24 protein-coding genes, 1 pseudogene and 1 riboswitch are annotated in these 21,577 nt (G+C 32.9%); of the genes and pseudogenes, 4 read left to right on the top strand and 21 right to left on the bottom strand.

Features of this window, described 5'->3' with window-relative positions; genetic code table 11:
* Positions 1-40: 40 nt before the first annotated feature.
* Complete coding sequence (locus KA873_RS11755) at positions 41-307, top strand: DUF3055 domain-containing protein (protein WP_107384282.1); 267 nt, start codon at positions 41-43, stop codon at positions 305-307.
* A 279-nt stretch (positions 308-586) separates the two neighbouring features.
* Here KA873_RS11755 and KA873_RS11750 read toward each other — a convergent pair whose 3' ends face one another.
* The 12 genes from KA873_RS11750 to sufC all read right to left on the bottom strand — a co-directional run bounded on the left by KA873_RS11750 (position 587) and on the right by sufC (position 13,306).
* Complete coding sequence (locus KA873_RS11750) at positions 587-973, bottom strand: YutD family protein (protein WP_107384283.1); 387 nt, start codon at positions 971-973, stop codon at positions 587-589.
* Positions 974-1,144: 171 nt separating this feature from the next.
* Positions 1,145-2,074: a lipoyl synthase gene (gene lipA / locus KA873_RS11745; RefSeq protein ID WP_210140450.1), complete on the bottom strand. Its 930-nt coding sequence runs from the start codon at positions 2,072-2,074 to the stop codon at positions 1,145-1,147.
* Between the two features lie 81 nt (positions 2,075-2,155).
* The gene (locus tag KA873_RS11740) at positions 2,156-3,475 is read right to left on the bottom strand and encodes a bifunctional metallophosphatase/5'-nucleotidase (RefSeq protein WP_107384285.1); all 1,320 of its coding nucleotides are present in this window, start codon (positions 3,473-3,475) and stop codon (positions 2,156-2,158) included.
* Between the two features lie 20 nt (positions 3,476-3,495).
* Positions 3,496-4,320 (bottom strand): sulfite exporter TauE/SafE family protein, encoded by an 825-nt coding sequence (locus KA873_RS11735; protein ID WP_107384286.1) that lies wholly within the window; start codon positions 4,318-4,320, stop codon positions 3,496-3,498.
* Positions 4,321-4,332: 12 nt separating this feature from the next.
* Positions 4,333-5,181: a DUF72 domain-containing protein gene (locus tag KA873_RS11730; protein WP_107384287.1), complete on the bottom strand. Its 849-nt coding sequence runs from the start codon at positions 5,179-5,181 to the stop codon at positions 4,333-4,335.
* A 188-nt stretch (positions 5,182-5,369) separates the two neighbouring features.
* Positions 5,370-6,437 (bottom strand): NAD(P)H-dependent flavin oxidoreductase, encoded by a 1,068-nt coding sequence (locus tag KA873_RS11725; protein WP_210140446.1) that lies wholly within the window; start codon positions 6,435-6,437, stop codon positions 5,370-5,372.
* 53 nt (positions 6,438-6,490) lie between these two features.
* Positions 6,491-7,510: a hemolysin family protein gene (locus tag KA873_RS11720; RefSeq protein ID WP_107386418.1), complete on the bottom strand. Its 1,020-nt coding sequence runs from the start codon at positions 7,508-7,510 to the stop codon at positions 6,491-6,493.
* A 241-nt stretch (positions 7,511-7,751) separates the two neighbouring features.
* On the bottom strand, positions 7,752-9,149 hold the full coding sequence (gene sufB / locus KA873_RS11715; RefSeq protein WP_019469760.1) for a Fe-S cluster assembly protein SufB: 1,398 nt from the start codon (positions 9,147-9,149) through the stop codon (positions 7,752-7,754).
* A gap of 138 nt (positions 9,150-9,287) precedes the next feature.
* On the bottom strand, positions 9,288-9,737 hold the full coding sequence (sufU, locus tag KA873_RS11710) for a Fe-S cluster assembly sulfur transfer protein SufU (protein WP_107384290.1): 450 nt from the start codon (positions 9,735-9,737) through the stop codon (positions 9,288-9,290).
* Complete coding sequence (locus tag KA873_RS11705; protein WP_154409402.1) at positions 9,727-10,965, bottom strand: cysteine desulfurase; 1,239 nt, start codon at positions 10,963-10,965, stop codon at positions 9,727-9,729. Before KA873_RS11705 ends, sufU begins: the two co-directional genes overlap by 11 nt.
* A gap of 171 nt (positions 10,966-11,136) precedes the next feature.
* Positions 11,137-12,444: a Fe-S cluster assembly protein SufD gene (sufD, locus tag KA873_RS11700; RefSeq protein WP_107384292.1), complete on the bottom strand. Its 1,308-nt coding sequence runs from the start codon at positions 12,442-12,444 to the stop codon at positions 11,137-11,139.
* 100 nt (positions 12,445-12,544) lie between these two features.
* Complete coding sequence (sufC, locus tag KA873_RS11695; protein ID WP_019469764.1) at positions 12,545-13,306, bottom strand: Fe-S cluster assembly ATPase SufC; 762 nt, start codon at positions 13,304-13,306, stop codon at positions 12,545-12,547.
* Positions 13,307-13,672: 366 nt separating this feature from the next.
* Between sufC and popT the strand changes: the two genes are divergently transcribed.
* Complete coding sequence (popT, locus tag KA873_RS11690) at positions 13,673-14,524, top strand: polyprenyl-phosphate transporter PopT (protein ID WP_107504623.1); 852 nt, start codon at positions 13,673-13,675, stop codon at positions 14,522-14,524.
* A 737-nt stretch (positions 14,525-15,261) separates the two neighbouring features.
* Here popT and KA873_RS11685 read toward each other — a convergent pair.
* The 7 genes from KA873_RS11685 to KA873_RS11655 all read right to left on the bottom strand — a co-directional run bounded on the left by KA873_RS11685 (position 15,262) and on the right by KA873_RS11655 (position 19,917).
* On the bottom strand, positions 15,262-16,077 hold the full coding sequence (locus tag KA873_RS11685; protein WP_107384294.1) for a MetQ/NlpA family ABC transporter substrate-binding protein: 816 nt from the start codon (positions 16,075-16,077) through the stop codon (positions 15,262-15,264).
* Positions 16,078-16,095: 18 nt separating this feature from the next.
* Positions 16,096-16,791 (bottom strand): methionine ABC transporter permease, encoded by a 696-nt coding sequence (locus tag KA873_RS11680; RefSeq protein ID WP_107384295.1) that lies wholly within the window; start codon positions 16,789-16,791, stop codon positions 16,096-16,098.
* A complete protein-coding gene (locus tag KA873_RS11675; RefSeq protein ID WP_107384296.1) occupies positions 16,784-17,809 on the bottom strand; it encodes a methionine ABC transporter ATP-binding protein in 1,026 nt (341 codons plus the stop codon). The genes KA873_RS11680 and KA873_RS11675 overlap by 8 nt, the downstream gene beginning before the upstream one ends.
* A gap of 81 nt (positions 17,810-17,890) precedes the next feature.
* Positions 17,891-17,996, bottom strand: a riboswitch (SAM riboswitch).
* A gap of 53 nt (positions 17,997-18,049) precedes the next feature.
* On the bottom strand, positions 18,050-18,349 hold the full coding sequence (locus tag KA873_RS11670) for a thioredoxin family protein (protein ID WP_107517882.1): 300 nt from the start codon (positions 18,347-18,349) through the stop codon (positions 18,050-18,052).
* Complete coding sequence (locus KA873_RS11665) at positions 18,346-18,738, bottom strand: toprim domain-containing protein (RefSeq protein ID WP_019469770.1); 393 nt, start codon at positions 18,736-18,738, stop codon at positions 18,346-18,348. Before KA873_RS11665 ends, KA873_RS11670 begins: the two co-directional genes overlap by 4 nt.
* A 264-nt stretch (positions 18,739-19,002) precedes the next feature.
* Positions 19,003-19,383 (bottom strand): glycine cleavage system protein GcvH, encoded by a 381-nt coding sequence (gene gcvH, locus KA873_RS11660; RefSeq protein ID WP_019469771.1) that lies wholly within the window; start codon positions 19,381-19,383, stop codon positions 19,003-19,005.
* Between the two features lie 180 nt (positions 19,384-19,563).
* Entirely contained in the window at positions 19,564-19,917 is a 354-nt protein-coding gene (locus tag KA873_RS11655; protein WP_107384298.1) for an arsenate reductase family protein, read from the bottom strand.
* 143 nt (positions 19,918-20,060) lie between these two features.
* Between KA873_RS11655 and KA873_RS11650 the strand changes: the two genes are divergently transcribed.
* Positions 20,061-20,381, top strand: coding sequence for a thioredoxin family protein (locus KA873_RS11650; RefSeq protein ID WP_210140444.1), 321 nt, complete (start codon positions 20,061-20,063; stop codon positions 20,379-20,381).
* Positions 20,382-20,411: 30 nt separating this feature from the next.
* On the opposite strand, the gene KA873_RS11645 is transcribed toward KA873_RS11650, so the two are convergent.
* Positions 20,412-20,588: a hypothetical protein gene (locus KA873_RS11645; RefSeq protein WP_192947479.1), complete on the bottom strand. Its 177-nt coding sequence runs from the start codon at positions 20,586-20,588 to the stop codon at positions 20,412-20,414.
* 50 nt (positions 20,589-20,638) lie between these two features.
* On the opposite strand from KA873_RS11645, the pseudogene KA873_RS11640 reads away from it, so the two are divergent.
* A pseudogene (locus KA873_RS11640) lies at positions 20,639-21,015 on the top strand (transposase); the annotation flags it as partial.
* Here the strand turns inward: KA873_RS11640 and KA873_RS11635 are convergent.
* Positions 21,012-21,557 (bottom strand): nitroreductase family protein, encoded by a 546-nt coding sequence (locus KA873_RS11635; protein WP_107384300.1) that lies wholly within the window; start codon positions 21,555-21,557, stop codon positions 21,012-21,014. The pseudogene KA873_RS11640 and the gene KA873_RS11635 overlap by 4 nt on opposite strands.
* Positions 21,558-21,577 lie beyond the last annotated feature (20 nt).

The following is a 21,577-nucleotide window of genomic DNA, read 5'->3' as shown; positions in this document are numbered from 1 at the left end:
CCTTAGTAAGGGTGCAGTGCCATGATGAAAGGGTGTTTTTATGATAGATATGTATCTTTATGACGATGATGAATCATCACAGGTACAATTTGTAGGTTTCGTCGGAGAATTTAGTCGTTATGATTTAATGCTTATACAAACCAATCGTCATTTTGGAAAAACAATTGTTTTAAACATGCAAACAAATAAATTTGGCATTATTGGTACAGATGATTTAGAAGAAGAAGGATACATTGCTTATATTTTAGGTGTAACTGAAAATGAAGGTAATGAAATCACTGAATATCTCAATCAAGTCATACAATAATTGCTGTGGCAAACGCACAAGTTCAAAATAATATTAATGGCCAAAATACAGTTCGTTAAATATTATTTCTATGTCATATTATTAATTAAATCGATGCACATGATAAGACACAATGTCATTGAAAAAGGCTGAGTCATTTACGATAATCAGCCTTTTTTATTTTATTTAGCGTCATGATAAATCTACATAAAAAAGCTACTATTCATTACCCGTAACTCCACGGTTGAATAGCAGCCTAACTTGTTTTTAATATTAAACTGACGCTAAATCTACATCAACTTACTGTTCTGTATCTTGAATCGTTGGTTGGATTTTAACATCTTGTAATTTATTTTCTTCAAATGATATCTCTGCATTTTCATCTTCTGCTTCAATTTGGGATTTAATTTCATTTTCTGGAACTTTTCTAAGAATAAAATACGGACACCCAAAGTTGCAGTATTCTAATAAATAATCTTGAATTGTGGAAAAACGCTTACTTAATTCAGCTTTTTTATTCGAATCTTTATAGAATCCTTTTAATCTTAATTGATCATACCCAAAATCTCCCACAATATAGTCATACTTATCTAAAATATCTGCGTAACGATTTGCAAATAATGTTTCATCAAAACATTCTCTATAATCTTCTATAATTTCAAAATAAAAACTATTAACTTTTATCATTATACTCACCTAATCTAATTTTCATTACTCAATTTAACCGTACATTGTCTGTCTTTAATAGGTTAGTAATCAATTTTTATTATTTCTAATAAAAGACTTAGCCCAAAGTGAGTTAACGCGCGTCGTTAATATCCCTAATTGAACTAAGTCTTTAAATGCAATATCTATGTTTTAACTATTAGAATCTGTACTAAGTTTTTCTTCACCTAGACGATGTCTTTCTTTTGCAGCTTCATTTACTTGCTCATCTGCATGATAAGAACTTCTCACAAGCGGTCCAGCTTGGCAATGTTTGAAACCTTTATCCATTGCAACTTTTCTTAATTTACCAAATTCTAAAGGTGTATAGTATTTTTCAACTTTTAAGTGTTTACGTGAAGGTTGCAAATATTGACCAATAGTCAAGATATCTACGTCATTCGCACGTAAATCATCCATTGTTTCATAAATTTCTTCATGAGTTTCACCTAGTCCTACCATTAAACTAGATTTTGTTGGTGTATCAGGTTGTAATTCTTTAGAACGTCTTAAAAATTCTAAAGTACGGTCATAAGTCGCTCTAGCACGAACTCTTGGTGTTAAACGACGAACTGTTTCAATATTATGGTTTAAAATATCTGGTTTTGAAGCCATTAACGTTTCTAAAGCTTCAAAGTCACCACCCATATCAGATGGTAATATTTCTATTGAAGTGTAAGGGTTACGCTCACGTACTTTACGGACTGTTTCAGCATAAACATTTGAACCAGCATCTCTTAAATCATCACGTGCAACCGCTGTTATAACAACATGTTTTAAATTCATTAATTCAACAGATTCTGCCACGCGCTCTGGCTCATCTAAATCTAACTCATTAGGCAATCCGGTTTTAACCGCACAGAAACGACATGCACGCGTGCAAACTGCGCCTAAAATCATAAACGTAGCAGTACGACGTTCGCCCCAACACTCATGTATGTTTGGACATTTTGCTTCTTCACACACTGTATGTAAGTTCTTTTCTCGCATCATTTTCTTAAGACCAGTGTAGTTTTCGTTAGTATTCAGTTTTATTTTCAACCAATCTGGTTTACGTAAAATTTCTTCATTTTTAGTAGCCATAACCGCACAATTCCTCCTGATTTCAAATCTGTAATCATTATAACGAAAATCGGATTAAATTAAAACGTAAAATGTAATATTTTAGTATTCGAGCATTTTTTCTTTATAAATATCTCTTAAAAATTCTGGCATTAAGTAATCTATAGATTGTTCTTTTAGCGTAGGAAAATAACGACCAAATGTATACATATCAACAGTACCTAACACATAAATTTTATCGTCTTCAATTTCTTCTCCATTGATGAAATATCTTGATTCTGATTCGATCAATCCTAAATTATATAGTATATAGCCACCAAAAATATCTCCTCTAAAACCTAAACCTTGTGCATGTTCATGTAGATATTCTTGTTTTTGGCTTTTAATAATTATATTTTTTAATTCCAGACCATTTAAACGGATACGAACGGCATTGATAGGATGAGGTAACATTTGATGAATGTCAAACTCTGTCATTTGATTCGCTGAGATACCTTTTACAATCAAACCTGCGTTAATGATTGTACAGTCAGCATTTGTAAATTCAAATACACTTTCAGCTAACATATAAGATGTCTTTGTTATAACATCTGTCTTTCTTGGTAATTCAACTGGTCGATTAATAATTGGATCGCTTAACAGTGCTTTACCTTCACTTTCGAAATGTGTTTCAACCTCAGGTAAAGTGTCTACTGGATAAATCACCGCTTGCTTATCTACAACTCTATTACGGTCTATTTCTAATGTCACTTCACCTAAAAAATGACCATATTTACCTGCAGCTGCCATCAATACACCATTGTTCATTTCTCCATTTTCAAAATAATGATGTGTATGACTCCCTAGTATTAAATCTATTTCAGGAATTTCTTGGCATAATTTCTCATCAAAGAATACGCCTACATGGCTCATAATAATCAATAAATCATAATCACCTTCGTTCGCGCTGATTTCGTCTTTAATGGCTTCTAATGGATTGGTAACAACCCAATCCAATGCTCTATAAAATGGCGTGAATGGCGCAGTTGCTGCAACAAATAAGATTCTCACACCTTCAATTTCCTTAATGATTGATGATGTGATATTTCGCGGTAAGTAACCCTGTTCGTCAAAAACATTTGCACAGGTTACATCAAATTTTGCATTGTCATAAAGTGTATTTAATGCATCATGTGAAATGGTCATACCTTCGTTATTACCAATAGTTGCTATATCACAACGTGCTTTATTTAATAGTTCAACATTTTTTATTCCCATAGTAGCTTCTGTAACAGGTGCAGATAGATCTACATGGTCTCCAATATCTAAATAGAGCGAGGGGTGATTTAATTTTGGTCTCTCTTGAGCTAAATATTCGGAAATGCGGGCATACTCATGCAAATGACTATGGATATCATTTGTATGGTAAATAGTTAATTTCACCTTGGTTCCCTCCTCTTAGTTTATAAAAATGACTTAATGATTAAATATAGTCCCATTATAAGCATAACTGTTCTCAATAACATAACGACAGTATTTGATTGTATGGATTGATTTACTTTCACGCCTATTTTAGCACCCAAATAGCTAGAGATGATTAATACAATAGAATAAACCCAAGCCACATGTCCTTGGGCAATATGCCCAACAGAACTCATTACGCTAGAAAAGAATATCATCATCATGCTTGTACCGACAGCAACATGTGGTGGAAATCTGAAAACAATTAACATTAAAGGTGTCATTAATGCGCCACCACCAATACCAAATAATCCTGTCAAAACACCTATAAATAACGTTGATACAAATGCTACAACTGGCGGAACACTATAATGATGTGTCTTTCCATAACCATCTACATATGTACGTGCATACTTTGGCTTATTAAACATTTTCATCGGTTTAATATTATTTCTTATCATGAGTAAAATTGCTACAAATATCAAAAAGATACCAAAATATAAATTAAAAGAGTCTAAAGTTAAAAAACGACTTAAAATAGACCCAACCAAAGAACCTGGTAACAATCCAAATAAAAAGATAGAACCGTTTTTCACATCAACTTGTTTTGTTTTCAAATAACCTAATGTTGATGATAATCCTGTCACGATTAATATCAGTGAAGATGTCCCTATGGCAATTTGAGGTGTAATTCCATTTAGTAAATCGTTTTCTACACCTAAATAAACTAAAGTCGGAACGATAATAATGCCGCCACCAATGCCTACAAGAGAACCTAAAACAGCTGATAAACCACCAATTAAAATCAAAATAATTATTGTTAACATATACGATCGCTCCTAAAATAATTTTAATTGTTGTGGTGCTAAGCCTTCATAATCAATGCCTAGTAATGTTTGATATGTCTTAGCATTTTGTGCAGCATGACCACCTGAGTTATTATTAAAAACTACATAAATATTTTTAGCTTTTTGTTCTAATAGCTTCACTTTTTGTGCTAAATCTTGAAGTTCTTGTTTATTATAATCGTACAAGTACCTTACATCTCTCCATGCTTCATCCGTCATATCTTTTTTCGTCCATCCATGTTCATTTCTGCCATGATAACGCACAAATGCTGTCTCGTTTGTAATACGATTGACTAAGGGTATGGAACCTTGTCCAACTTGTGGTTCATCACATACTGCGTGTATCATGTCATATTCAGTTAAAAAAGCTAATGTTTCTTCTTTAAATTGATCATTAAACCAGGATTGATGTCTAAATTCTATACAAACAGGAAATGCTTTCAACTGTTCTCGTACATATCGAATATATCTGATGTTCTGTACTGTGCAATCAAACCAAGGCGGAAATTGTACTAATACCATCGCTAACTTTTGTTCAGATTTTAATGGCGTTAACATCGCTTTAAACTGATCAAAAAGTATTTGTCTTGATTCTGCAAAATCATGATAATCTGCATGAAGTGTTAATGCCTGATGAATTTTAACTATAAATTGGAATCTCTCAGGCGTCTCTCTTATCCATTTTCTAATATTTCTTTCAGGTTGTATCGCATAATAAGATGCATCTAATTCTACGATGGGAAAGTGACTTGCATATGTAATTAACTTATCTGATTTACGCTGTAAATCTTCGTACAAAGTATCATGGTCTCCCCAACCTGTTAATCCAATATTTATCATAGTATCACCAGTTACATGATACCATAGATGATTTATGAGATTCACTAGATTAAATTATATTCTTCAATTGTTTCAACGGTTAAGGTTAGGATAAAACAACGATGACTGTAGTAGATACACGAAACATAAAACAAAAAAGTTGCTATCATTTTAAAAATAGCAACTTTTCTTAAAACAACTTAAGTTCATTACTCGTTAAGTATGCGTTTAGTTTCTTGTATGATACCAGCTATCAATTCAGAAGCTGAACTAGGTTGTGATAACCTAGGACTTTGTCCACTCCATAGATGTGTCCATTGCTCATTACCTAAGTCAGCAGCAGTTTTACGAATACTTTTTGTCAATTGGTTTTGTATAGGATAATCTGGAATGTCATCATCATATCCTTCCATCTTGTGTATAAATTCATTATCGATACCTCTAGCTGGTTTACCTGTAAAAGCTTTTGTGATGACAGTATCTGTTTCTTTACTTTGTTGTATTGCATTTTTATATAAAGCTGAAGCACCACTTTCTTCTGAAGTTAAAAATGCTGTTCCCATTTGTACAGCTTCGGCACCTAACACCATACTTGCAACAACGCCACGTCCATCCATAATGCCACCTGCTGATATCACTGGAATAGATACATTATCTACGACTTGTGGTACCAGTGACATGGTACCAATCAATGGTGTGTGATCACCTGAAGTTACAGTGAAAGAACCTCTATGTCCACCTGCTTCACTACCTTGAGCGATGACTGCATCCATACCAGCACTTTCATTAGCTTTCGCTTCTTCAACTGATGTTGCTGTTCCTATCACAGTAATCTGACGTGCTTTCAATTTTTTGATAATATTTTGATTTGGTATTCCAAAAGTAAATGAAACTACAGGAACCCCTTTTTCGATTACCATATCTATGGATTCATTAAATTGCTGTTCCTCACTAACATCAATAACAGGTTCCTCTAAACTCAAAGCTTTTCTATAGGGTTTTAACCATGCATTCATGTGTTCTACACTTTCTGGAATATATAATTGTTCACTTGGAACAAATAAGTTAACTGCAAAAGGCAAATCAGTTAATTCTTGAACATATGTTATTTCTGAATCTAACTTCTCTGAATTAAAATACCCTGCCCCAATTGTACCAAGTCCTCCACTATTACTCACAGATGCTACTAATTCAGGCGTTGTACTACCTGCCATACCTGCCTGAATAATAGGAAGTTTGATATTCAACATTTTGGTCACTTTTGATGAAAAGTGCATGCAAAACACTCCTTTAATTAAAAACAATAACTTAAATATTGTGACTATAGTTTTTATTTTTTATTATAAGCTTGCATTTGCGCGTCTAATTTCTCTTGCTCTTGTTCGTCCATCTCATCTTCAATTTCCATACCTAGCATTTCTTCAATCAAATCCTCATGAGAAACAATGGCATCTGTCCCACCAAATTCATCTAATACAATCGCTAAATGTTTACGTGACACAGTCATTTTTCTCAGCGCCCATTCTGCTCTATTATGCTCATTCACAAATAAAGGTTCTGAAGTATATTGTAAAATATTGTTTGACTTTTCTTTACTCCATGCTAGCAAATATTTTGAATGGAAGATGCCTATAATATGGTCGATATCACCATCATAAACTGGATAACGTGTATACGGATTCGTCACTACCGTATCGTACGCATCTTCGTAAGATATATCAGCCGGAAATGCAGTCACATTAATCCTTGGTGTTGTATCGATATTTGTTATTTTTAATTGTTCAAAATCCATAACACCTTGAATTCGATTTCGTTCCATTTCATTGAATGCACCCTCACTACCTGCAATCGTAACCATCTGTCTAATCTCTTCTTTTGATAATCGTTGTTGATCTTCTTGCCCTTTAGAAAGTAAATTATTGATCATATCTGTTAACCAGTTTAACAATTTCGTAATCGGTTTAAATATTGTGACGAAAAATGAAATCGGTGTATAAACCAATCTAGACATACGATCTGGATAAGTTGCAGCAACAGATTTTGGAATTACTTCAGAAATGATGATAATAGCAACCGTTGTAATTGCAGTAGCTACACCAACGTTCATTCCAATATCCACTGCTAATACTGTCACTAATGTAGGCAAAATAATATTCGCAATATTATTTCCAATTAAAATTGTAGTAATAAATTCACTGGGTTTTGTAAGTAGCTTTGATAATTTAGCAGACTTTTTATCTCCATTTTCAGCTTCAGTTTGTATTTTCATCCTATTTGCAGCAGTTAAAGCTGTTTCACTACCAGAAAAGAAGAATGAAGCAAATAAAAGTATGATTATAGCTATAATCATATCAGCATAACTCCTTTTTATATTCTATAAAATTTTAAACGATATGTATCAATTCCCTTGTTTTACAATACATAAACGCATTTCCAATTATTAAAACAGCGTTTTCAAAACAACTATAATAAAAAAACACGAAGTGATACATATTTGAATGCCCATATATATAAGGGAATCAAAATCGCATCACTCGTGTTTTTAAAATTTAATAACTTACTGTAAAACTAAACTATTTATCATAAATACTTTAGCCGATTGAACCTTCCATTTCAAATTTGATAAGACGATTCATTTCAACAGCATATTCCATTGGAAGCTCTTTAGTAAATGGTTCAATGAAGCCCATAACAATCATTTCTGTAGCTTCTTCTTCTGAAATACCACGACTCATTAAATAGAATAATTGCTCTTCAGAAACTTTTGATACTTTTGCTTCATGTTCTAATGAAATATTATCATTAAATACTTCATTATATGGAATTGTATCTGAAGTAGATTCGTTATCTAAAATTAACGTATCACATTCAATGTTAGAACGTGCACCTTTAGCTTTGCGGCCAAAGTGTACGATACCACGATAAATAACTTTACCGCCATCTTTAGAAATAGATTTAGATACTATCGTAGATGAAGTGTTAGGTGCTTTATGAATCATTTTTGCACCAGCATCTTGAACTTGCCCTTTACCAGCGAATGCAATTGATAGCGTACTACCTTTAGCGCCTTCACCCATAAGCACACAGTTGGGATATTTCATCGTTAATTTAGAACCTAAGTTACCGTCAACCCATTCCATATTACCATTCTCATGCACTAATGTACGTTTTGTAACTAAGTTATAAACATTATTAGCCCAGTTTTGAATTGTAGTATAACGCACATGGGCATCTTTGTGGACGATAATTTCAACTACAGCTGAGTGTAGTGAACTTGTTGTATAAACCGGTGCAGTACAACCTTCTACATAGTTAACTGAAGCACCTTCATCTGCAATGATTAGTGTACGTTCAAATTGTCCCATGTTTTCAGAGTTAATACGGAAATACGCTTGTAAAGGCGTATCTAGTTTAATATTTTTTGGTATATAAATGAACGATCCACCAGACCAAACAGCTGAATTAAGTGCTGAGAATTTGTTATCTCCAGCTGGTACAACTGTTGAGAAATATTGTTTAAATAATTCTTCGTTTTCTTTTAATGCAGTGTCTGTATCTTTAAAGACAATACCTTTATCTTCAAGTTCTTTTTCCATATTGTGATAAACAACTTCTGATTCATATTGTGCTGAAACACCAGCAAGGTATTTTTGTTCTGCTTCAGGAATACCTAATTTATCAAATGTACGTTTGATTTCTTCTGGCACTTCATCCCATGAACGTTCAGTTTGTTCAGATGGCTTAACATAATAAGTGATATCATCAAAATTCAATTCTGATAAATCGCCACCCCATTGAGGCATTGGCATTTTGTAGAATTGTTTTAATGCTTTCAATCTATAATTAAGCATCCATTCTGGTTCTTCTTTCATATTTGAAATTTCACGGACGATATTTTCTGTTAAACCGCGTTCTGATCTAAAAATGGAAACATCTTCATCATGGAAACCATATTGGTAATTGCCCACATCAGGTGCTTTTTTAGCCATTTAAATCACTCCTTTTATATATTAAAACGACTCGCGTCAAGACAACTTCATTTGTAGTTACATCGTAATTACATCCTAATCTTGATGTTATGTCTAGTGTGAATGGAAATTTACACAATGTCAACGTATCAACATGGATTAGTCTTCTGTATTTCCTTCTTTTTCAACTGTGCCTTTTTCTAAAGCTTTCCAAGCCAAAGTAGCACATTTAATTCTAGCTGGGAATTGAGAAACACCTTGTAGTGCTTCTATATCTCCCATTGCTTCACTGATTTCATAATCTTCACCAAGCATCATTTTTGTGAATTCTTGACTCATTTGCATTGCTTCAGCTAAAGAGTGACCTTTTACTGCCTCTGTCATCATAGAAGCACTTGACATTGAAATTGAACAACCTTCTCCATCAAATTTAGCATCTTTGATAAAACCATCTTCAATATCAAACGTAAGATGGATGCGATCCCCACAAGTTGGATTATTCATATCTACTGTCATTGCACCAGTATCTAAACTCCCTTTATTTCTAGGGTTTTTATAATGATCCATAATGACTGAACGATACAACTGGTTTAAATTATTAAAATTCATATGAGAAAAACTCCTTCGTTTGATTCAAGGATTCTACTAACTGATCAATATCTTCTTTAGTATTATAAATATAGAAACTTGCACGTGCAGTTGACGATTGATTCAACCATTTCATCAACGGTTGTGCACAGTGATGCCCTGCTCTAACAGCAACGCCTTCTGTATCAACTGCAGTCGCTACATCATGTGCATGAACATCAGTCATATTGAAAGTTATAACACCAGCACGTCTGTCTTTTGGTGGACCATATATTTCAATACCTTCAATTTCAGACATCTTATCGTAAGCATACGTCGTCAATTCATGTTCATGTGCTTGTATCGCATCAAAACCTAGATTTTCAATATAGCGAATTGCTTCAGCTAAACCAATCGCTTGCGCAATTAATGGCGTACCAGCTTCAAATTTCGTAGGTAAATCTGCCCAAGAAGCATCATATTTTTCAACGAAATCAATCATGTCTCCACCAAATTCGACCGGTTCCATTTCGTCAAGTAAGGCGCGTTTACCATAAAGTACACCGATACCAGTAGGTCCTAACATTTTATGACCACTAAAACTATAAAAATCAACATCTAATGATTGCATGTCTAAATCCATGTGTGGCGCTGCTTGTGCACCGTCCACACTCACGATAGCACCATGTTCATGCGCAATGTCTGTGATAGCCTTAATGTCATTAATTGTACCTAGTACATTTGAAACGTGCGTGATAGCTACAATTTTTGTATTATCATTAATTGTCGCTTTTATATTTTCAATTGTAAGTTCACCTTCATCTGTCATTGGAATGAACTTTAAAGATGCATTCTTGCGTTTCGCTAATTGTTGCCAAGGCACTATATTAGCATGATGTTCCATTTCAGTGACTACAATCTCATCACCTTCAGAAATATTCGCATCTCCATAACTATGTGCTACAACATTAATGGAAGCTGTCGTTCCACGTGTGAAGATAATTTCTTCAAAATATTTTGCATTAATGAAACGTCTGACTGTTTCACGTGCGCTTTCATAACCATCAGTTGCTAATGATCCAAGTGTGTGTACACCACGATGTACATTAGAGTTATAACGTTTATAATAATCAGCTATAACATCAATGACTTGTGTTGGTGTTTGACTAGTAGCAGTTGTATCTAAATAAGCAAGGCGATTATTATTAACTTTTTGGTTAAGAATTGGAAAGTCTTTTAATATTTCGTTAACATTTAGTGATTGGGTCAAATTATCCACAGACCTTTCTTAATTTAAAAAATCAATAAAGAAACCGTAGCAATTTAAGAAATACAACAAACTAACGTATATTAATTCATTTAATCTGAGCATTTTATAATAATGTTCAATCACATTCTCTTAATATTATTTTGCTGCGGATTCAATTGTATTTATTATTTATTATTTATTAACTTTTAATTCGATTACTTCACGTAATTTACGTTGAACATCTTCAATTGGCAATTCACGTACAACTGGATCTAAGAAACCATGAATAACGAGACGTTCAGCTTCATGACGAGAAATACCACGGCTCATTAAATAATATAATTGTTCAGGGTCAACACGGCCAACGGATGCAGCATGTCCAGCCTCTACATCATCTTCATCGATAAGTAAGATAGGGTTCGCGTCACCGCGCGCTTTTTCAGATAACATAAGAACACGAGATTCTTGGTTCGCAATAGATTTCGTACCACCATGTTTAATATAGCCAATACCATTAAATACTGTTTGCGCGCCTTCTAGCATTACACCGTGTTTTAAGATGTAGCCATTTGTTTCTTTACCATATTGCACAATTTTAGAAGTTAAATTAATTTTCTGACTACCAGTACCTACAACCACTGATTTGAGTTCACTTTCAGAACGGTCACCAATTAAATTAGTTGTATTATCAATGATTTGACTACCTTCGTTCATTAAACCTAACGCCCAATTTATAGTAGCATCTGATTCAGTAACACCGCGGCGAATAATATGGCCAGTGAAACCTTTATCTAAATAATCTACTGAACCGTATGTGATTTTTGAATTAGCACCAGCACTTACTTCTGAAACAATGTTAAGTTGGTTACCTTCTCCACTTGCGATTGATAAATAGTTTTCAACATAAGTTACTTCAGCACTTTCTTCAGTTGCAATAATGACATGGTTGTAGAAACTTGCATTTTCATCATCGTGTAATACTACATATTGGATTGGATGCTCAACCACTACATTTTTGGGAACATATACAAATACGCCACCATTTAGCAATGCAGTATGTAGTGCTGTCAATCTATGTTCATCAACTGTAACAGTTTCATTCATGAAATATTTTTTTACTAAATCAGGATGGTTAATCAAAGCTTCTGCTAAGCCTTCAACGACAACACCATCATTTTGAGCTGAATCAGAAACTTTTGTGAATGCTAATGTATTATTATGTTGGATAACCAAATTCTCAGTGTTTTCAACATCAATAATCTCTCTAACTTCACTTGGTAATTCTTCTAATGATTCATAAACGTTACCCTTTGTTTCATGTTGTTTAAATGAATCAAAGTCCCATCTCGTGATTTTTGTTTTATCTGGTTTTGGCATTTCTAAAGTTTCAGTTAATTGCAACGCTTCTTTACGTAATTCAGTTAACCAAGAAGGTTCATTATGGGCTTGTGAATATTCAACAAGTTGTGCTTCAGAAATGTTCAAAGTTTCAGTCGTCATACTTTTTTCCTCCCATTTGATGATTGTATGATTTAACTCATCGGTATAAATCAAAACCTAAATCTTCATCTATAATATTATTTTTCATATGAATTAAGACTTATTCTGCAGCATTAAACTCTTCTTTAACCCATTCATAACCTTCTTCTTCAAGACGTTTCGCTAATTCAGGTCCTCCTGAAGTAACAATTTTACCACCATACATAACGTGTACATGATCAGGTGTAATATAATTCAATAGTCGTTGATAGTGCGTAATGATTAATGAACCAAACGTTTCTCCACGCATTTGATTGATACCTTTTGAAACTACTTTTAATGCGTCAATATCAAGTCCTGAGTCAATTTCATCTAAAATAGCAAATTTAGGTTCTAGCATCATTAACTGAAGAATTTCATTACGTTTTTTCTCCCCACCTGAAAATCCTTCATTTAAATAACGTTGTGCCATATCTTGGTCAATATCTAAAAAGTCCATTTCTTTGTCTAACTTTTTAATGAATTGCATTAAATTAATTTCTTCGCCTTCTTCACGTTTCGCGTTTATCGCAGAACGCATAAAGTCTGCATTCGTTACACCAGTGATTTCTGATGGATATTGCATAGCTAAGAATAATCCAGCTTTGGCACGATCATCAACATCTAGTTCTAAAATGTTAACGCCGTCTAATAGTACTTCACCTTGTGTTACTTCATAGCTTGGGTGTCCCATGATTGCAGATGATAATGTTGATTTACCTGTACCATTAGGCCCCATTACTGCATGTATTTCTCCTGTATTAATTGTTAAATTAACACCTTTAAGAATCTCTTTATCTTCAATAGACACATGTAGGTCTTTAATTTCTAATGTTGATGGCATACATATTCCCTCCGTATTATATGATATGTTTTTCCTATCTAGTTTATAATAATTTTAATCTACAGTCAAAAGACTGAGCCCTTGTTACACCTTCTAATTATAACGCAGTTGTGTTGGAATATAAACCTTTTCAAGTGCTAAATTAAAATTGTTATCAAAATACAATGATTTTTGATAGTACGTTAATCATTTCTTTAACTGATAATATAAGATATGATGTTCTCAACTCAATTATTCCTATAACTATCTATTATAAGCAAAGTATATTCTATAATCATTCACTCATTTTAACTTTTGTTTTTAATATAGTTCTAAGAAAAATTGTGCTATCATTTTCAATATATTTTAGATAGAAAGGATTTTGGTATGTCAAAAATTAAGTGGTCAAATCTATGGAAAGGATTTGCAATGGGTACTTCCGATTTAGTACCTGGTGTAAGCGGAGGTACTATCGCTTTGCTTCTAGGTATTTATGATGATTTTATACGGTCTATTAGCGGAATATTTTCAAAGAAGTTTTGGGAAAGCTTAAAATTCCTGATTCCTATTGGATTAGGGATGATAATTGCTATTGGCTTATTGAGCAAAGTAATTAATTATCTTTTAAGTGAACACACCGTACCAACCATGTTTCTATTTGTTGGACTAATAGCAGGCATCATACCCTATTTATTAAATACAGCAAGAGTTAAACAAACATTTCAAACTTCTCATTATTTACTCGTTTTACTTGGTATTATAATCATTGTAGTGATCACCTTGTTAAATAATGGTGATAAACATGCAGGAGAAACACTTGAATTATCAACTGGTCTTATTATTAAATATTTTATTGCAGGTGTTTGTGCTTCTAGTGCAATGTTACTACCAGGCATTTCAGGATCCTTTATGTTATTAGTATTTGGTGTATATGGTACTGTAATGTTTTCAATTTCAGAATTTATGTCTTTAAATTTTAAAGCTGTACCAATCTTAATGGTCGTAGGTATTGGGATTATTTGCGGATTCTTATTTTCTAGTAAATTGATTCAATACCTTTTAAACCATTACACTTACTTAACCTACGCACTTATCATTGGTTTTGTTGTAGGATCGCTGTATGCAGTATTTCCTGGTTTGCCAAATGATGTTTTCACTTGGATTATTTCTATTATTACAGTAATTTTAGGCTACTTTATTAGCTACAAACTAGGACATATTACAAGCGATGATTTTTAATTTTTCTATGTATAAACCATATTAAAATAGGATTGTGTATTTATCGGAAGCTTACATAAGCATTTTGACAACGCAATCACTATATAATATTTGATTTCTGCCCTTATCAAAAACATAAAGCCCGGAATGGTAATGATTCGTTGCTATAACTAACTAAGTAGTTTAGTAACAAATCCATGCCACATCCGGGCTATTTTACATTCATGCTTATACATCAATAGCGAAATGATATATGATGAATGCCTATATATAATGACGCAGCCTATATTCTGAAATAAGGTGCGCCCAATTTTAAGTTCTCCCTATCACAGTTTGAATGATATTGTGGTATTGAAAAACACCATCAACATTTTCGTGCTTTAAAGCAATTCACTCAAACATAATTTAATTTTACGCCATAAAACTGTGAAATTCAAATATGTAATTTTTCTATTTAAAATCATCTTGTAAGCAAAGTAAATAAATATAACTTCATCTCAAAAAGCAATGATCAATCCTTTAGATTATTAAGCTCATCGAGCAACACCTCACTACACAATTGCATAATACACTTGTTGATGAGGATATTATGAACAAATTTGTGCATGTGCAACCGAGTTAATATATCCTAAAGCATTCGTATTTTTATATGTCTTATTCCACACACCGCTACTTTTTTATGCCCTTTTTCTAAAATTAATCAAACAAAAACAACCCTTCAACTATTAAAGTTAAAGGGTTTGTTAATATTTTCGCTATTATTTAGCTGGTACTACTGCACCGTCATATTTTTTATTGATGTAATCTTTAATTTCTTTAGACTGTAATGCATCCATTAATGCTTTGATTTTTTCATCGTCTTTATGACCTTCTTTGACACCAATCAAGTTAGCGTATGGATTGTCTTTTGCTTTTTCTAAAACAATTGAATCGTTTTTAGGACTTAATTTTTGATCAATTGCAAAGTTAGAATTAATGATTACTGCGTCAGCATCTTCTTTTTGATAAATCTTAGGTAGATATTCTGCTGATTGTTTATTGTTAAATTTGATATCTTTTTTATTTTCTACGATATCATCAAATTTAGCGTCTTCAGTTTTAACACCTTTTTTAATTTTGATTAATCCTGCATCAGAGAAGAATTTTAAGAAACGACCTTCTTCTGCAGGGTTATTTGAAACATAAACAGTAGCTCCTTTTGGTAAGTCTTTTAAACTTTTATATTTCTTTGAATAAACAGCCATAGGCTCTAAATGTACGTTCCCTGCTGATTCAATTTTATAATTTTTGTCTTTCTTTTCAGTATTTAGATATGGTGTATGTTGGAAGAAGTTAGCATCTAACTCACCTTTATCTAATAATTTATTTGGTGTCGTATAATCGTTAATCGTTTTAATTTTTAAGTCATAGCCTTTATCTTTTAAAATTGGTTTTGCTTTTTCTAAGATTTCAGCATGTGGGGCTGGAGAGGCACCAACTGTAATTGTCTTATCTTTACCTCCACCGCCATTACCACAAGCAGCTAATATTAATGCTAAAGCTATTATTGAAGCTAAACTAAATATTTTTTTCATATAATTGTCCCCTTTAACTTAACGTTTATCTATTTTATTTGTAACTTGGTCTCCAATGAATTGGATGATAAAAACAATAATTAAGATTAAAATTGTAGAAACGAATATGACATCGTTTTGGTTTCGTGTGAAGCCAGTTAAGTATGCTAAGTTACCTAAACCGCCAGCTCCAATTACACCAGCTACTGCAGTAGATCCTACTAAAGCAATTGCTGTTACAGTTATTCCAGATATTAACGCTGGCATTGCTTCAGGTAACAACACTTTTTTAACTACTGTCCATGTTGTAGCTCCCATTGACCAAGCAGCTTCAATAACACCCTTGTCAATTTCTTTAAAAGCGATTTCCACTAATCTTGCGTAGAATGGTGCTGCACTGATGATAAGTGCTGGCAAAGCACCTGTTGGACCACTAATCGTTCCAAGTACTAAACTCGTAAATGGTATGAGTAGTAAAATTAAAATAATAAATGGTATTGCTCTGAATAAATTCACTACAAATGATACAACGCTGTAAAACACTCTAGCCACAGGCGATTGACTTTTAGCAGATAAAAATAAAAGCACACCAAGTATTAAACCAAAAACAAAAGCAAATATTGTAGATATCACTGTCATATAAATTGTTTCATATGTAGCTAACCAAACCTCGTCCCAACTTACATTAGGCATCGTTAGCATTTCCTGTAGAATCTCGCTGAATGAACTACCCATGCTTTAACACCTCCACAGAAACATGTTGTGCACCTAAATCATTTTTGAACTTTTCGAATTTTTCAGAATTTACATCTAATAAATGCAATACTAAAAAGCCCAGTGCACCATCTTTAGTATGTTTAATATTTGCTTCAAGAATATTGACATCAATATTATGTGTCTTTGTTATGTATGACACTAACGGTTCAGTTGTATTGTTTCCTGTAAAATTCAAACGTACGACATACGCACTTTCATCTAAATCGATCAATTCAGAAATGGATTCGTCAAATTCATCATTTAAATCTTCTTTGACAAAGCGTTTTGTTACTTCGTGTTGAGGATTTTCAAAAACAGTTGACACATTTCCTTGTTCAATAACACGACCATTTTCCATTACTGCCACTTCATCACAAATGCGTCTGATGACTTGCATTTCATGTGTGATAATAACGATCGTTAAATTTCTTTCTTCTTTAATTTTTAATAATAATTCTAAAATTTCATCTGTTGTTTGAGGGTCTAATGCACTTGTCGCTTCATCACAAAGCAAGACATTAGGCTCATTTGCTAACGCACGTGCAATACCCACACGCTGTTTTTGTCCACCTGATAATTCTGATGGATAGGCATTTTCTCTACCTTTTAGTCCTACCAATTCCACTAATTCCATCGCTCGTTTTTTTGCTTCACTGCGTGATACACCAGCAATTTCTAATGGAAAAGTAATATTATTCAAAACATTACGTGACCACAATAGATTAAAATGTTGAAAAATCATGCTCACTTTTTGACGTTTTTTTCTCAATTCTGATTTCGATAATTTCCCTATGGTATCTCCATCAATGATGACGTCTCCTGAAGTTGGTTGTTCAAGATGATTTAAAAGTCTTATCAAAGTACTTTTACCTGCGCCTGAAAAACCAACCACACCAAAAATCGAGCCTGATTGAATGCTTAAATCAACATGATCTACTGCTAACACATCGTGTTTTTTCGTTTTATATCTCTTAACGATTTGATTTAATTCAATCATTGCCGTTTCCTCCTTGTATTGCTCATTCAATTAAAAAATGCTCTCTCTTTTCACCGAAGAATAGAGAAAGCATACCCGCTTCTCTCATCTTCTAAAGTTTATCTACTTTATGTGAATTGGCACCATTTCTATTAAAGACGGTTGCCGGGCTTCATAGGGCACATCCCTCCACCTCTCGTGATAAGAGTTCATTATTTAATTATCCATAATCCTACCATTGTACTAAAGATTCGTCAATAATTATTTTAAATTTTCTAACAAATAAGGCACTGATTGAAATGCATAAATTCTTTTTTGTTCTTCGCCTTTGGACATAAGCATAAGTATCGGTACTGATTGTATCTCATGTTGTTGGCTAAAATCAGCATGGAAATTTAAATCTATTTTAGTAATTGGTAATTTTAAAATTTCATTCGCAATATCTAACATTCGTTCCGATACTTTACATGTACCACAGGTTGGTGTATAACCAAAAATTAGATATTTTTCTTTATCTACGTGTTCTAAAACATTAACACGTGTTTCACTCTTTACATTCATGTTAATAAACTGACCCTTTCAGCAATATAATCTAACTTTGCTTTTGCTACTTTTTCTTCATCTTTCACTAAAAATCCATGTTTTGCTAATACTTTTGACAAATAGGCTTTAGGGCATCTCGCTACTTCACCATATTGTTTGTCTATGTGAATGTGTTTACTTTCACTTAAATATTTTTTAAACCATTTACGTATCTTTTCACCCTCATCATCTGCATCTGCAAGTACATAAACTTGCTTGTCGTATAATGATTCAATCATTTCATCTAACTTATCAATCCCCATAGTACCGTTAGTACAAATGATTTCAATAGGTTGGTCAATCACCTGCTTCACCCGTTTCTTGTCTGTTTTCCCTTCGACAATGATAACTTGGTTTAATATCGCCATGACATTCACCTCTAAATGTGATAGTAAATTCAATTTTATATTTAGTTCTACACCAGACATTATCAACATAAACATTTATTATAGATTCTTATTATAATCTTAATAATTGAATATTCAATTTATCATCAATGATATTATTAACGATACTTTTTAAAGTAATTTATACTTCAAAAACAACTTGAATATTGAATTAAAATTTAGCCTTTCATTATAGGATAAAATAAAAACTCCATGATATATCGTATCGTGGAGTTTGATTTCATATTATTCACCAATCATTTCAGAATATTGGTCAGCTGACATTAACTCGTCTAATTGACTTTCATCACTTAACTCAACTTTAACCATCCATGCTTTTTCATATGGTGATTCATTAACGAATTCTGGACTATCTTCTAGTTCATCATTTGTTTCTACAACTTTACCTGAAACAGGCGCATAAAGTTCTGAAACTGTTTTTACTGATTCAACACTACCAAAAGATTCACCTTCGTCAATATCGTCATCAGTTTCAGGTAATTCAACGAATACGATATCACCTAATTCACTTTGCGCATACTCAGTGATACCAATCGTCACTGTATTTCCATCAATTTTTACCCATTCATGTTCTTTAGAATATTTTAATTCACTTGGTACTGCCACGAGAATCCCCTCCTAAATGTTTTTACATATTCATGATGCCATATGAAAGGCTTACAATCAACTATTTAATTGATTTTACAATACTTCTCATGTTTCACAATTCATCGCACAAAACTTTTTCAAAGCATATAACTATTATTCTCAAAAGTTGTTAAAAATGAATTGTAAAAGAAAATGTGTTTACAACCAAGTTTCCTTGTATTGTTCCTCTTTAAAACCTACTGTTACTTTATCACCTAATACAGCGAGTGGTCGTTTCACTAACATGCCATCCGAGGATAATAAATCTAGTTTTTCTTCATCGGAAAGGTCTTTTAATTTATCTTTAAGGCCTAATTCACGATATTTTGCACCATGCGTGTTAAATAGTTTATTGATATCAATACCTGTAGTATTAATGATTTCTTTAAACTCATTTTTAGTTGGTGTATGTTGCACAATATCGATAGGTTCAAAACTTACCCCGTATGCTTGTAAAAATTTTGCAGCTTTTTTACAAGTTGTACAATTAGGATATTGGTAAAATTTTATCATTTTTCAGGACCTCCTATGCTTAGTTAACACTAATATAACAAACTTATAACAAAAACGCTCTAATTATTAAGCTGATTTTTTTAATAACTGCAAATTGTCGGTTATAATGTTTACAATAATATCTTTTATAAAGGAGTCTAATTATGGAATCAATTAATACTAATGATCAATTTAAAAATACAGTACAAAGTGACGAACCAGTCATCGTTAAGTTTGAAGCAGGATGGTGTCCAGATTGTAAAGCAATGGACATGTGGATTGACCCAATTGTAGAAAAATATAACAATTATAACTGGTACACTGTTAACCGCGATGAATTGGAAGACGCTGCAGCTGAAAATGACGTTATGGGTATTCCAAGTTTATTAGTTTTTAAAAATGGAGAGAAATTAGCACATTTACATTCAGCAAATGCTAAATCTCCTGAACAAGTTAAATCATTCCTAGCTGAAACGTTCGAGTAGTTATTGGTTTAATTCTATTAACTTTAACTTTTAAACAACCAAAATTTTGAAATAAGCATTAAAAAGGTGTGGGACATAAATCCTATTCTCAAAATAAGAGGGCAAATCCTTAACAATGGATTTGCCCTCTTTATATTTAAAATCTTCCGATATTGATCGTGCATGCTTGCCTGGGGATATGGCACGAGCCTGTAGTCTCTCACTCATACTATTCCCCCGGGCGTCAGCACGATACAAAATCAGTACAATAAAATTTATGTATGAAAAACAATTCAAAAACGAATAAGAAGATAATGAAGCATTTTAATTGGGAGTATTTTAAATCTCAAATTAATCAACAGCTTTCATAACCAGAGGCTGAAAAATCTAAAGTCAAAGAAAAATTGATGTAGAAGCAGTTTTTGAGTTCATGAAGGCTATTTTAGGTTTCACTCGAATGTCAATTCGAGGGGGAGACAAAGTCAAAAGAGAAATAGGATTTGTACTAACGGCATTAAATTTAAGGAAAATAGTAGCTCGACGAACTACACTACTTGATAAAAATAAAGAAAACGACAATTTCTACATTATTTCAATAGAAATTATCGTTTTCTGTTTGGTCAGAGACATTTATGTCCCGAATTGTTCTATTTAAAACTTATCAATGACTTGATTTTGTTGACGTTCTCGATGTGGCATTTTTTCTAAATCTTCCAAATCAGTCAAATATAGTAATCCAACTAAACGCTCATCATCTTTCACACCAAATATTTTGCGTATTTCAGGATTGAAAATATAAGCCGGTGACTTCCAACAGGTACCTATACCTGATTCAAAAAGTAATAGCATAAGATTTTGTGCAAATGCACCAAATGCCATATTATTCTCTAAACTTTCTTTTTGCCTTGGATCTTCTTTAACAATTAATGCAAGCATACCACCTAAATTGGTAGCAACTTTATAGTGATCTTCCTGCTTTTTTCTCAGATTAGGAAAAGCAATTTCAGTTAATTGTTTACTCATATCTCCCAATCTATCTTTTGCGATATGAACCACTCTCCAAGGTGCTCTCAAGCCGTGATTGGGTGCATCTGTAGCACGCTGTATCGCTTCATATAAAGCATCGTCATCTATGTTCATATCTCTTCTAAAGACCTTTATACTTCTTCGTTGAGCTATTGCATCTTGTAGTTCCATCTAATATCGCCCTTTCACTA

The organism is Staphylococcus sp. GDY8P45P, from assembly GCF_017892745.1.
Lineage (GTDB): Bacteria > Bacillota > Bacilli > Staphylococcales > Staphylococcaceae > Staphylococcus > Staphylococcus cohnii.
The sequence above is the reverse complement of the archived record's forward strand: the minus strand, read 5'-3'. Positions and strand labels throughout refer to the sequence as shown.